Origin of the sequence: Marinoscillum sp. MHG1-6 (assembly GCF_024714475.1) — a bacterium.
GTDB lineage: Bacteria > Bacteroidota > Bacteroidia > Cytophagales > Cyclobacteriaceae > JAMZMI01.
Genome location: NZ_JAMZMI010000004.1, coordinates 268,340 through 282,952, shown reverse-complemented (window position 1 = coordinate 282,952; position 14,613 = coordinate 268,340). Strand labels below are relative to the sequence as shown.

8 protein-coding genes are annotated in these 14,613 nt (G+C 40.9%); 7 read left to right on the top strand and 1 reads right to left on the bottom strand.

The annotated features are described in order from the left end of the window. Positions 1 to 38: 38 nt before the first annotated feature. From NXR94_RS11225 to NXR94_RS11210, 4 genes are all read left to right on the top strand, one after another. Positions 39 to 617, top strand: coding sequence for an RNA polymerase sigma factor (locus NXR94_RS11225; protein WP_258104723.1), 579 nt, complete (start codon positions 39 to 41; stop codon positions 615 to 617). A 137-nt stretch (positions 618 to 754) separates the two neighbouring features. Continuing rightward, positions 755 to 1,780, top strand: coding sequence for a FecR family protein (locus tag NXR94_RS11220; RefSeq protein WP_258104722.1), 1,026 nt, complete (start codon positions 755 to 757; stop codon positions 1,778 to 1,780). 144 nt (positions 1,781 to 1,924) lie between these two features. After that, a complete protein-coding gene (locus NXR94_RS11215) occupies positions 1,925 to 5,209 on the top strand; it encodes a TonB-dependent receptor (RefSeq protein ID WP_258104721.1) in 3,285 nt (1,094 codons plus the stop codon). A gap of 35 nt (positions 5,210 to 5,244) precedes the next feature. Further along, positions 5,245 to 6,753: a RagB/SusD family nutrient uptake outer membrane protein gene (locus NXR94_RS11210; protein WP_258104720.1), complete on the top strand. Its 1,509-nt coding sequence runs from the start codon at positions 5,245 to 5,247 to the stop codon at positions 6,751 to 6,753. A gap of 81 nt (positions 6,754 to 6,834) precedes the next feature. On the opposite strand, the gene NXR94_RS11205 is transcribed toward NXR94_RS11210, so the two are convergent. Next, positions 6,835 to 7,419, bottom strand: coding sequence for a hypothetical protein (locus tag NXR94_RS11205; protein WP_258104719.1), 585 nt, complete (start codon positions 7,417 to 7,419; stop codon positions 6,835 to 6,837). A gap of 427 nt (positions 7,420 to 7,846) precedes the next feature. Between NXR94_RS11205 and NXR94_RS11200 the strand changes: the two genes are divergently transcribed. The 3 genes from NXR94_RS11200 to NXR94_RS11190 all read left to right on the top strand — a co-directional run bounded on the left by NXR94_RS11200 (position 7,847) and on the right by NXR94_RS11190 (position 14,609). Further along, positions 7,847 to 10,657 (top strand): glycoside hydrolase family 2 TIM barrel-domain containing protein, encoded by a 2,811-nt coding sequence (locus tag NXR94_RS11200; protein ID WP_258104718.1) that lies wholly within the window; start codon positions 7,847 to 7,849, stop codon positions 10,655 to 10,657. An 88-nt stretch (positions 10,658 to 10,745) separates the two neighbouring features. Continuing rightward, complete coding sequence (locus tag NXR94_RS11195) at positions 10,746 to 11,858, top strand: exo-alpha-sialidase (protein ID WP_258104717.1); 1,113 nt, start codon at positions 10,746 to 10,748, stop codon at positions 11,856 to 11,858. 9 nt (positions 11,859 to 11,867) lie between these two features. After that, on the top strand, positions 11,868 to 14,609 hold the full coding sequence (locus NXR94_RS11190) for an alpha-L-rhamnosidase (RefSeq protein ID WP_258104716.1): 2,742 nt from the start codon (positions 11,868 to 11,870) through the stop codon (positions 14,607 to 14,609). Positions 14,610 to 14,613: the final 4 nt, after the last annotated feature.

Here is a 14,613-nt window from a genome sequence, read left to right as displayed (position 1 = left end):
ACATTGGAATATTATAGGCATTATAACATCACAGAGCATTGAAGATTAAGGAGCTTTCCGGGCTTGTTGAAAAATTGAAAGCAGGAGATGAAAAGGCCTTTGGAAGGTTGTATGATCATTTTTCCGCAAAGCTTTACAATACCTGTCGTAAGATGTGGCTGGACCATCAAGATGCCGAAGGTGTGGTTCAGGAAGTATTTATTAAACTTTGGAGAAGGCGTGAATACCTTGATCCTGAGCTTTCCATTAATTCATACTTGCTAAGTATTACCCGGTCTCTGGTAATTAAACATTTTAGAGACCGAGCCTACAAAACAGCCTACGAACAATACGCCATCTCCAATATGGATTCCCGGTCAAATATTACAGAAGACTATATCATTTTTGCTAACATGGAAGACCTCTCAGCAAAGGCGTTGGATGAACTCCCTGATAAGCAAAAGCAAATTTTCATGATGAAAAATGTGGACTTCCATTCTGTCGAGGAGATATCAGATAAACTTGGTATTTCGGTAAGAACAGTTGAAAATCAAATTTATCGTGCAACAAAATCTCTTAAAGAAAAACTGATTAACATGAGAGTAATCTCTGTGTTGATATGGTTTTTGTTTGTTTGATTTTCAATAAAATAGCTGAATTTTTAAATAGCCATTATTATTTATACCTATTTATGGTGGTTAGATGAAAAAATTATTATTCCCGTGAGTATTTCGTGTGAGTTGCGGCTATATAATATGTAGACCAAAAATCACTAATGGATATACAAAAGCAAAGCCAAAGGTTTTTTAGTGGACAGATGTCAAGTGCAGAGGCGGAGGCCTTTATGCGGTGGTTAGAATCCGGGGCATCTGAAGAGGAGCTTTCGATTTATTTAGATGCCCTGTGGGAGAAAGGAACTGATGATCAGTTGGCTTTTGATAACAATGAATTATTTCAAAAAATCCAGCAAAAGAAGGATAATGAAATATCATTGAGAAAAATGGTTGTAATCCCAGAAGATTCTACCAGGACTTTTCAAGCTAGTTGGATCAAATGGGCTGTTGCTGCTTTTATCCCTTTACTGCTCGGAGTTAGTGTATTATTGAATCCAGAATTGCTTTCCATTGACGGAGAAAATTTGCCAGGACAATCCAGGTTAATAACAAAAGCTAATCCGGAAGGTCAAAAGTCAAAAGTACATTTGCCTGATGGCTCCGTGGTTTACCTGAATGCTGACAGTCGGATTAGCTACCTTTCACAGTTCTCCAATATTAGAGAGGTAACACTTGAGGGAGAAGCCTATTTTGAGGTTGTTAAAGATACAGAACGTCCTTTTGTGGTAAGGAGTGGTAGGCTTTCTACAACTGCTCTTGGTACCTCGTTTAATATCCAAAGTTTTAAGGATTTGGGTGAGGTGAAAGTAACCTTGATTACAGGGAAAGTTAGTGTTGATGACGAAATCTCCAAAGAGCGAATCATCTTGTCCCCAAATGAACAGGTGATAGTCAACGAGCATGTAAGCCATCTGCATAAAAGGAGTGTTTCCGGGCAATTGGTTACTTATTGGAAAGACGGAATAATCTATTTTGATAAGGTCCCTTTAAAGGAGGTGATAGCTCAGCTAGAAAGGTGGTATGGAGTGGAGTTTGAGGTTAATGGTGATATCCATAATCTCAAATGTTCAGGAACTTTTAATAATGAATATTTAGCCAACGTACTGCAGGTACTAGGTCATACTCTTGATTTTGATTATTCAATAAACGATAAGAAAGTGAAAATCAACTTTAAACCCAAGCCCTAAATGATTATGAAAGAAAATTTACCCTCATATTAGAAAAAACGAAGGCCTCAAAAGGCCTTCGTAAAGATTAAGTTTCTCAAGGTAAGGAAGTTGCCGCTTCCTTGCCTGCAATTAACCTTTTACTAATTAAAGTTTTACAAAAGTATGAAATATAGCCTATTTCAAACCATCTATATGGTTGCAAAGCACACACTATATGTATTTGTATTGTTTGTAATAACGATCTCATCGGCCGTATCGGATACGGTCAATGCACAAGTTAAAAGTGTAAAAGATGTGATCGTTCAAATGGAATCGAACTATGCAACAGTGGACAATATCTTTGATCAGATAGAGTCAAATACAGATTTTAGATTTTTTTATACGGACAAAGGTCTGGACCTGGGGGAGGAAATACTACTCTCTACTAACAAAGCCAGTGTAGCCGAATTTCTCATAGATATTGCCAGGCAGGTAAATGTTGAGTTTCGGCAAGTGAATAATTCAATTAGTGTGAAGAAAGGCACTAAATCGGAAAGGAAGGAATTAACAATTACCATTGATCAGAGCGCTACGGTAACCGGTACCATTACAGACGAGACAGGAGAGCCTTTACCCGGAGCTACCGTCATAGTTCAGGGCACATCAAAAGGCACTATTACAGATTTCAATGGAAATTATTCTCTTGAGGTACCCGAAGGAGCTATTTTGGAAATCACGTTTATCGGTTATGAGGCGGTGACAATTCCTGTGGACGGAAGAAATGTTATCAATGTTTCGTTACAACAAGACCTTGAGCAACTTGAAGAAGTTGTCGTGGTTGGTTATGGGACATCACAAGTAAAAGATCTGACAGGGTCTGTAACCCGAGTCGGAGAGGAGAGCTTCATCAAAGGAATCAATGCTTCACCTGACCAAATGCTTCAAGGAAAAGTAGCAGGGGTAAATATAGTAAACAACAGTGGTCAGCCTGGTGGTGCGGTAACCTTTAGAATTCGTGGTACTTCTTCGGTGAGAACCGGGCAACAACCTCTGTTTGTGGTGGATGGAGTGCCATTAGACGGTAGGAATACTAATCCGGGCTCTTCTTTAAGTGAGCTTGGAAGTTCCCCTGCTTCGAACCCTTTGAGCTTTCTTAATCCTAATGACATTGCTTCGATAGATATTTTGAAAGATGCATCAGCCACCGCTATTTATGGATCTCGTGGTGCGAATGGAGTTGTTATTGTGACGACCAAAAAAGGAGTAAGCGGTGCGCCGAAGGTTGATGTCTCAGTTACTTCTGCCGTAAGTATTATGGCTCGAGAATTGGACTTGATGGATGCCTCAACATGGAGAACTGCTATTTCTGCCAGAGGTTTAGACGCTGCAGCTTATGATGGCGGCTCTGATGTAGATGCCTTCAATGCCATTACTAGAACCGGAATTACGAAGACTGCCAATGTTTCTGTAAGTGGAGGAAATGATAAAATGAACTATAGGGTGTCGGGAGGTATGTATGATCAGCAGGGTATCATTAAGGAGTCCGGGTTAACCAGGTATAATGGAAGTTTAATTGCTTCATATAAGTTTTTGAAGAATGACAAACTGAATTTGGATGTAAGTCTTATATCCTCAAGGACGAATGAAAACGGTGCGCCAATTGCAGATAACTCTAATATTAATGGATCTTTGATTGGAAATGCGATTGAGTGGAATCCCACTGTTCCTTTTCAAGATGAAAATGGGCTGGTTCAGGAGTCATATAATTCTGTCGTAGGAATCCCGACAAATCCGTTGGCACTCTTGAAGTATCATAGAGATCAGTCTACTGTGTCCAGTACCCTTGCGAGTATGGGCCTGACCTGGAATATTACCCAAGATTTATCTTTTAAGGTTACTTATGGAACAAATCAAGCAATTGGAACAAGGAATTCTGATCTTTCTGGAGAGCTTTTCTTGAGTCAAATTACCGATCTTGGATATTCCTCGATTAGTAGAGTTGAAAATTCCAGCAATACGCTCAATCATACCCTGAGTTATAATAAAAAGTTTGGAAAGCTTAAGGTGAATGCCTTGGTAGGTTATGAATATCAAACCTATTTAAGATTTACAAGTACGATGGCTGGAAATGGGTTCACCAATTTCGATGTTTGGGGGACAGATATCATGGGTAACATTCCTTCGGGAAATATCTCGGTGTCATCATTTAGAGACCCTACAAATGTACTTCAATCCTATTTTTCCAGAGTCTTTTTAAGTCACTCGGATAGATATCTGATGACTGCAATTTTTCGGGCAGACGGATCAACCAAATTTGGTGAAAACAATAGGTACGGATTCTTCCCTTCTTTCTCTGGTGCATGGGTGCTTTCTCAAGAGTCTTTCTTGAAGGAGTCTTCTGTGATCAACAATCTAAAATTGAGATTGGGTTGGGGAAAGACAGGTAATCAGGAGTTCCCCGCTGGTGCCGCTCAGGAAAGGTATGCTTATGGACAAGGACGGTTGGCTCTAGCCAATGTTGCCAACCCTGATCTTAAGTGGGAAACTACCCAAACGTCTAATCTCGGACTAGATTTTGCCATCTTCAATAGTAGGTTAAGTGGAACTATTGAAATTTTCGACAAAAACACAGAGGACTTATTATTCCAGTTGAATACAATTCAACCGGCTCCTTCAACGTCCTATTGGTATAATCTTCCCGCAACGGTAAATAACCGTGGATTAGAGCTATCTCTTAATTCTGTTTTGGTCAATCAACCAAATGGTCTCTATTTTGATCTGGGAGTGAATGGAACATGGTTAAAGAATAAATTAATTGGATATGATGGAGTTCCTGTTGCAACTGGTGAGATCAAAGGAAATGGACTTGGAGGCTCAGGAGCTACTTCGCAGCAATTAGCCGACGGGGAACCCCTTTTTGTTTTTTACATGCCAATATTTGAGGGTTTTGATAATGATGGTTTGGCGACGTATTCTGATGAACCATCCTATGTTGGAAACCCAAACCCCGACTTTATTTTAGGGATCAATACCAATCTTGAATACAAAAATTGGTCTTTCAAAATGAGTTTTAATGGGGCTTTCGGGCATCAGATATACAATAACACTGAAAATGCCCTGATCACGGCTTCCAATTTCGTTATTGGTCGAAATGTTTCACCTTCACTTGCTCTTGGTGAAGAAAGTATTGCAAACTCAAATACTGTTTCTACCAGATATCTTGAAAATGGCGATTTCCTGAGATTGCAGAATGTGATTTTGTCCTACAAGTTTGACAAGATAGGATTGTTGAGAAATTTGGAATGCTTCGTCACTGGTCAAAATGTGTTTTTAGTGACTAATTACAGCGGATTTGATCCTGAAGTCAATACGAACAGAGGGTTTAATGGGGTGCCTTCTTTTGGCATTGAATATATACCGTATCCTATGGCAAGGACATTTACACTGGGTGTTAACATGTCATTTTAAAGAGTTGAATTTTAGGAATGAAAAAGAAAACAAATATGAAATTATATAAATATTTATTGGTTCTTCCCCTGATCGCTCAGTTATCATGTACGGACCTGGATGAGGAACTTAAATCGGATGCCACAGCAGAGGAAGCGCAGGCGTATTTGATAGCAAATGCGGATTATGATGCTCTATTGGAGGTAGTTTATCGTGATTTTGATGGTTCAATGGTGAACTATGAAAATGGCGTGAATGTGATGAATATTATCAGTTCCGATGAAGGTATTTGTCCTTCAAGGCCTTCAGGTTGGGATAATGGAGGAGAGTATAGAACACTCCATCAGCATACCTGGACAGCAGCACACCCAATAAATAATTCGGTTTGGGGAAAGCTAAATCGCGGAAACTTTGATGCGACAAACATTCTCTCTTTTGATCCGCCAGTTGAAGTTGCAGCAGAAGCCCGGTTTCTACGCGCATTTTTCCTTTGGCAAATTTTAGATCTATGGGGACAGGTTCCTTTTAGAAACCCTGGAGAAGACCTAAGAGAGGCTCCATTGGTACTGAGTAGGCAGGAAGCAATTGACTTTATTATTTCGGAAGTCGAGGAAGTGCTTCCGGATTTATCAACAACGAATCCTGCCTATAGAGCTACACAAAATGCTGCCAGAGCATTATTGGCCAAGCTTTATATCAATAGGGGAGTTTATATCAATCGTGAATCTCCAACTTTCCTGGATTCGGATATGGATAAAGTAATATCATATGTGGATGCGATTGATGGTAAGGCTCTGGATTTTTACTGGGATAGCTTTGGTCCTGATAACAACGATATTTCATCCGAAATAATATTTTCGATAGAAAGCATTGGAGGAGGAAGAGTATCAAGTCTTTGGACAACCTGGTATGCAATATTACCTGGGGAGATTGGTGGGGGCTGGAATGGTTGGGCTACAATAGCTGAATTTTATAACTCCTTTGAAGAGGCCGATATTAGAAGATATTATGAGCATCCCATAACCATAGAAGGGGGTGGATATAATGTAGGATTTGTGACCCAAAGGTATCTGGATGCTTACCCTCAATACGACAGTGATGATAATCTAAAAGAGCAAATTATTTTTTCTAAAGAAATCTCAGTAATCCAAAATGCTGGTCTTTATGATGGATATAGGCCTATTAAGTATGTTCCTGATTATGATAATGGCTGGAGTAATGCTGATAACGATTATGTTTTGTTTAGATATGCTGATATGCTGTTGCTTAAAGCTGAAGCCTTATTAAGAAAAGGTGATGCAGCGAGTGCATTGACAATAGTGAACGAAATAAGAACGGATCGTCAGGTAGCTGAGTTAGGTACTCTCGATTTGGAAGGATTGTTGGCAGAAAGAGGCAGAGAGTTGTTTTGGGAAGGTTATAGAAGAAATGATCAGATTAGATATGGAACGTTCCTGGAATCCTGGACATTGAAGGAGCCATCAGATCCTATGTATCTGCTATTCCCTATTCCTAAAGCAGATGTTATGGCTAACCCCAATCTAGAACAGAATCCTGGATATTGATATTAATTAGTAGTGGTTGTTGGTTAATAAAAAAAGGCCGATCCACTGGATCGGCCTTACTTATATTCAAATTATCTAACCTTAAAAGGCAATTGATTCTTCTTTGAGGAGCTTATCATTATGATACAGGACAAAAGTTACAGCATCTGTATCAATTTTTTCAAAATTATATTTTTTACTCACTGCCTGAGTGTCCTTCAGGGATGAACTATAAATAACATCCCTTTTTTCATCGAGGATAACCACAGTTACGTCCTTTCCCTGAGGATGACGTCCGGTTAGAACAACGTTCTTACCGCTCTGTCCCTTTAGGCTGAAGTTGAAATCCGATAGGTCCCCGGTCTCTACCAATTCAGAGAATTCTAAATCCTTTGTTTTTAATGTCACCTTGTATTCACCGTCTGGCAGTGAAGAAAGGTCGTATTGTTTAACAAAGCCTTCGATTGAATTAAGGGTTTCTTTATATACTACTTCATTGTATTCGTTGGTCCATTGTACGTTCACCACAGATTTCTCAAGTCCTTTATAGATTACTTTGAATGCATACTCATTCTTCTGCGCAACCACTTTGAAAAAAGTTGCGTCTGCAGAATCTGTCTTTGCAAATGCAGCAACATTAACCAATACCGTTAAAATCGCTGCGAGTGTTTTAAATGTGTGTCTCATAAGTGTTTGAATTATGAATTATGAGACAAAATTGGTGATTGACTATTAATTCATTCAGTGAAATGGATATTTTTTTGCGAAAAACACTGATAAAAGGATAAATAATTTAATATATCTAATCAAAGTAGGCTTTGTTGCCAATTCATCAGAATTCAATGTCTTTTTCGGGTGATTTTAAATAACCGTTAAAATTTTAGCTTGGATGGGTAAATAAGGCATTTAGAGGGGGAGTAGAAGGGTTTTTTAATCAATATGAAACACCGGAAGAATAAAGTACGGATGGTTAAACTGATATTACATAATTGTTCATTGACTGATAATGTGGCTCGATTGATATTGTAAATAATACTTTCGACAATTGATTTGCAGTAAATCGGAGATGATTTCTTAATTTCAGTGTAACCCGGAATTCTAATACCCCTTGTCAATGATTTTTAAACCCAAAAACGTTAACGTCTTATTTGCTCTGATTATAGGTCTGGTTGCTCAGGCACAAACACAGACCATCACCAAATACCTTTCGGGAAAGGGATATGGAGATCAGGTGTATTGGGATTTTTATTTATCTGAGGGCCGTGGTTCCGGACAGTGGACGAAAATACCGGTGCCATCCTGCTGGGAACTGGAAGGCTTTGGTAAATACAATTATGGTCATGCGAAAGATTCGGTGCGCGGAAAAGAATACGGACAATATCGGTTGGAATTTGAAGTGCCGGAAGAGTGGGAAGAAAAGCAGATAGAGATTGTCTTTGAAGGCTCCATGACTGATACAGAAGTTAAAATTAATGGCAAGCTTGCCGGTGATCTTCACCAAGGATCGTTCTACAGCTTTAGATACGATATATCAAAGTTGGTAACCATTGGTCAAAGAAATCTTTTAGAGGTGAAAGTTTGGAAACATTCTGCTAATGCCTCGGTGAATAAGGCTGAGCGCTATGCTGACTATTGGATCTTCGGAGGAATTATCCGACCCGTGTTTTTAGAGGTAAAGCCTAAACAAAACATCCGTCAGGTAGCCATCGATGCAAAAGCAGATGGATCATTCAAAGCAGAAGTATGCCTTCACAAATCCGGATCATCTGACAAGGTCGTGGCGCAGGTTTACACATTGGATAATCAACCTGTGGGAGCGCCGTTTGAGGTTAAGGTCGGTAAAAAGGACTGTAAGATTCAATTGGAGACTAAGTTAAGCGGAATCGCAACATGGAATCCGGAGCAACCCAACTTGTATGAGGTCAATTTTCAGCTGTATTCCAAAAACCAACTGGTACATGAAACTAGCAATCGGTTTGGTTTTAGAACAATTGAGATTCGACAAAGAGACGGTATATACGTGAATGGGGTGAAAATTAAATTTAAAGGGGTAAACCATCACTCATTTTGGCCGGAATCAGGAAGGACCACGAATAAGCAAATGAGTATCGACGACATCCTCTTAATGAAGGAAATGAACATGAATGCGGTTCGCACTTCTCACTATCCACCTGATGCTCATTTTCTGGATGCTTGCGATTCCCTTGGCATGTTTGTGCTGGAGGAGTTAGCTGGATGGCATGATGCCTATGATACCGAAATTGGATCCAAACTACTTCAAGAGATGGTTCTTCATGATCAGAATCATCCTTCCATCGTGATCTGGGACAATGGCAATGAAGGAGGGCATAACCCGGATTTTGATGAAATGTTTGGTAAGTATGACCTACAGGATCGTCTGGTGATCCATCCATGGGAGGAATTTAACGGCACAGCTACGCAGCATTATCGTGGATACGATTATGGGGTTGGCACCTTTTGGAATGGCCCGATGATTACCTTTCCAACCGAGTTCTTACATGGTCTGTACGATGGAGGGTCTGGTGCCAGTCTGTATGACTATTGGGAATTAATGTGGAAGAACCCAAAAGCGGCCGGTGGATTCCTATGGGTGTTTGCGGATGAGGGTATTGTTCGTACTGATCTAAATGGAAAAATTGATACTTATGGCGATAAAGCCAATGATGGAATTCTTGGTCCATTTCATGAAAAAGAAGCCAGCTTTTATACAATTAAGGAGGTCTGGTCTCCTGTACGATTAACTGAAGAGGATATTACCATCGCCTTTGATGGTAACATTGAGGTGGAGAATCGATACCTCTATACCAACCTTGAGCAATGTAGCTTCACCTGGAAACTACTGGATTTACCCTCTCCAAATGGAGATGTTATTCAAAAGGAGCTAACAGGTGAAATCGAATCACCATCGGTGAATCCAGGTTACAAGGGCATATTGAATGTTAATCTTCCTGAAGGCTGGGAGCAATTTGACGTACTTGAAATAGCTTCCTATGGTCCATCGGGTGAAGAACTATATACCAATGTATGGCCTATTACGCTTCCTGAGGATATTTTTAATGAATTGACCAAAGAAGTGAGTAAACAAAAGGTGACCTACACCGAAAACGAATCTTCCTTTGTCATACAGGCAGGTTCAATGGAATATACCATTGATAAGAAAAATGGTTTTCTTAAAAAGGTGATGAATCAGAAGGGTGAGATTCCATTCAACAATGGTCCATTCTTAAGTGCCGGGGTTGTGAAGTTCAATGGCATCAATGTGAAAAAGCAAGAAAATAACCTTCAGCTAGTATGCACATTTGATGAAAAGGAATCCCGCATGAAAGAGTTTACGTGGACCTTTTATCCGTCCGGACTGGTTTCACTGAACATTTATTACGTTCCGGAGATTTACGATGTTCATTTTGATTATATGGGCGTCAACTTCGATTATCCTGAAGAATTGGTTCAGGGTGTAAGATGGATGGGAGATGGCCCTTACCGTGTTTGGAAAAACAGGGTTCACGGTGCTGAGTTGGATGTTCATCAAAAAGATTACAACAATACTATGACTGGGGCATCACCGGTGATCTACCCTGAGTTTAAAGGGTACCATGCCAACCTTTACTGGGCGGAAATTCAAAGCAGTGAGCAGTCATTTGTAGTGGGGACATCCTCTGAGAGCGTTTTTTTGAGGTTGTTTACTCCAGTTCAGGATAAGGATCCTCGTTTGTCGCCGCCATTCCCTGGTGGAGATATTTCTTTTATGCAAGCGATACCACCAATTGGTACCAAGACCAACGATCCCTGGAATATGGGGCCTGAGGGCAAGAAGAATATGTTTTTTGATTATGGACCCTACGATTCGTGGAGGAAGCGTAGTAAGGTTATGGATCTGTATTTTGATTTCAGTTCAAGGCCATGATACAGACACAGCAGGATACAAAAGTGTATTTAGTACACTAAATTTTCGGATTAATAGAACACATTAAATTTCATTAACCCCTCATTGAATGATTAACCTTCTAAAATTGTCTTTGGCTGTATTGATTTCAGCTTTCATTGTAACCAGTTGTCAACCAAAAAAGCGAACTGACTGGAAGAGTGGTATTCTAGTTGATGAGTTTGTTTACGATACGGCATCATTTCCCCAATGTCATGCTACGACTATTGAGGAAACAACTGATGGAACATTGATCACAGCGTTTTTTGGTGGGACCAAGGAACGAAACCCGGATGTTTGTATTTGGGTTTGTCGTAAAGAAGCCGATGGTTGGACGGATCCTCAGCTGGTTGCAGAAGGATTTATCGAAGGAGATTCCACTCGTTATCCTACCTGGAACCCGGTTCTTTATCAGGTGCCTAATGGGGAGCTTCAGCTTTATTATAAAATAGGGGCGCACCCATCCAATTGGATTGGTTTTTTGCGAACCTCTAATGATGGTGGATTGACCTGGTCTGAGCAAAAAGCATTACCGGAAGGGTTTATTGGGCCAGTAAAGAATAAACCTGTCTTATTGGAAAATGGAACATTGATATCAGGCAGTAGTACAGAAGGGGATGGATGGAAAATACATTTCGAGTTATCGAAGGACTTTGGCAAAACCTGGAAAATGGTTGGGCCAATCAATAAGGGTGAGCCAAATGGCGATCATAATGTGATCCAGCCAAGTGTATTGATACATGGCGATGGAAAACTGCAAATGCTGAGCAGAAGTAGAAGCAGAAGACTGGCGACAGCATGGTCAGAAGATTATGGTGAGACCTGGTCGGAAATAGAACTCACTTCACTACCACAGAACAACTCGGGTACTGATGCTGTCACGATGGCTGATGGCCGTCATGCGCTGGTTTACAACCATACACTTGATCCCGATGGTGGCCCGAAAGGCCCGAGAACGCCTCTTCACTTATCAATTTCGGAAGATGGTATCAATTGGTATGCAGCTTTGATATTGGAGGATTCACCGATTAGCCAGTATTCTTATCCGGCGATCATTCAAACTTCGGACGGCATGTTACATGTGACTTATACCTGGAGAAGGCTGAAGGTCAAACATGTAGAAATAGATCCTACGCAATTGGAGCTTACTAAAATTGATTCTCTGAGCTGGCCAAGCCTATAAATCAGATTCATGAATCTCTTCACCCTAAAACGGAAATTCAAATACATCGGTGGCCTGATTTGCCTTGCATTTTGGGTTGTCTCCTGTAGTTCTCAAAGTGCTATCAGGATAGATGGCCTGACGGTTGAATTCCTGGAAAAGCCTTTGGGTATCGATTCCAGGTCTCCTTGTTTTGGGTGGAAGCTGAAGGCCGAAGAAAACGGTGTTGAGCAGCGTGCTTATCAGATTACAGTTCTTGACGGATCCGAGGAGGTTTGGAAAACGGGAAAAGTTATTTCCGACAAGAGTCAAAGGGTGAGTTACCAGGGGGCACCTTTAAAGCCTGATACCAGGTATGATTTCAAAGTTCAGGTATGGGATCAAAAGGACAGACCCACAGAAACGAAGTCATCATGGTTTCACACAGCACCCGATAATCGTGATTTGAAAGCCGAATGGATTGGTGCCATTAGAAGGGAAGATGCTCATCTGCCTGAAGGCCGTGCCTGGCATTCACCTTCTTTGAAAAAGTACGGTGACTTCTATGACAGCATACCGGAGATGGCTATGCGATCTATTATGATCAGGAAGGAAATTGATGTAACCAAGCAAATTAAAATTGCAACGGTATTCATTTCAGGCCTGGGGCATTATGAGCTAAATGTTAATGGAACAAAAGTAGGGAAGAGTGTTTTTGCACCTCTCTGGACAGATTATGATAAAACTGTTTTCTATAACACTTACGATCTCACGACAACCCTAAAATCAGGCGCAAATGCTTTTGGGGTACTACTCGGGAATGGCATGTATAATGTCATTGGAAACCGGTATCGCAAATTTTGGGTGAGCTTTGGTCCTCCAACACTCTTCTTCCAGTTGGAGATTGAGTATCAGGATGGTGAAAAGGTAACGATACAGTCTGATCAATCATGGAAATACTCAGAGAGCCCGATCACTTTTAATTGCGTTTTTGGAGGAGAGGATTATGATGCCAACCTTGAACAGGAAGGCTGGGCCAGAGTAGGATTTGACGATGAATCGTGGTACCCGGTGGTTGTTCAGGGGGCTCCCGGAGGAAATTTGAAACCTCAGATGGCTCCCGCAGTTGAAGTTCAGGAAAAATACAATATCAAGAATTGGTTTCAGGCAGATTCATCTACTTATGTATTTGATATGGGACAAAACCTTTCCGGATATCCGACCCTAAAGGTTCAGGGTAGTAAGGGGCAGAGGGTTAAGCTGATCGTGGGGGAGCGCCTGAAGGATAGTTTGGTGACTCAAAGAAATACCGGAGGACCTCATTATTATGAGTACATGCTCAAAGGAGATGGTGTGGAGGAATGGACTCCAAGGTTCAGCTATTATGGCTATCAGTATATCCAGGCTGAAGGTGTGAGCTATGGTAAGGACGTATCACCGGATTTGCCTCGAATAATAGACCTTAAATCCAACTTCGTCTATAGCAATGCTCAACCCCTGGGGGAGTTTGCATGCTCCAATGAGATTTTCACTAAAACGCATACTCTGATTAATAATGCTATCAAGAGCAATATGCAGGCGGTGTTTACGGATTGTCCTCATCGTGAAAAGCTTGGTTGGATAGAAGAGATTCAGCTGGTGGGGCCGGGACTCCTTTACAATTATGACCTCACTCAGCTTTTAAGGAAATCAATGATGGATATGGCAGATGCCCAGAGAGCTAATGGGATGGTTCCGAATATTGCGCCTGAGTATACCGATTTTTCAGCATACTCCTGGGGAGCAGATTTTACGGACTCACCAGAATGGGGAGCTGCTGTCGTATTGGTGCCGTGGTTATATTATGAATATTACGGTGACGGTTCGCTGATAAGCGAATACTTTGAGGTGATGAAACGATACGTTAATTACCTCACATCGAGATCAGAAAATCACATTGTTTCGCATGGATTGGGGGATTGGTATGACTATGGTGACCACGCTGCAGGCTACTCTAAAAATAGCCCGATTGCGCTTTCAGCTACCTCTCACTATTATTTATGTGCCTTGACACTGGAGAAATCTGCAGAGCTGTTAGGAGATGATCGAAATAGGCAGGTTTATGGTGAGCTGGCAGAAAAGATTAGAGTCGCATTTAATGAGGCTTTTTTAGATGCTGAGACAAAACAATATGGTACGGGCAGCCAGTACAGTAATGCAGTTGCTGTATATATGGGACTAGCAGATCAGGAAGATAAACAAGCTGTGTTACAGAATCTGGTCACCGATATTGAATCTCATGGATGGAGGCTAACCACGGGCGATGTAGGGAACAGGTATCTTTTCCAGGCTTTGGCTGAAAATGGACTAAATGAGGTGATGTACAAGATGTTGAATCATTATGAAGCTCCGGGTTATGGTTATCAGTTGCAATATGGGCTGACAACCCTCACCGAACAATGGGATCCTGCAAAAGGTAATTCATGGAACCATTTCATGATGGGTCAGGTAGAGGAATGGTTCTTTAAATCTATTCTTGGCATTGTTTCTGATATTAATGAGCCGGGATTTAAGCATTATGTTGTTCAACCGGATATTATCGGGGATATAACCTGGGCCAAAGGTGGCTTTGAAACACTTTATGGCAAAATAGCAGTAAATTGGAGCATTCAGGAAGGAATGTTTAGCATCCAATTAGAAGTTCCGGTGAATGCCTCTGCCACGTTTATCATTCCGGATGGTTTGGAGGAGGAGGGAGCAGTGGAACTGGTTTCAGGACAACATTCATTTACCTATGCCGTCTCGAAAAACTGATGAA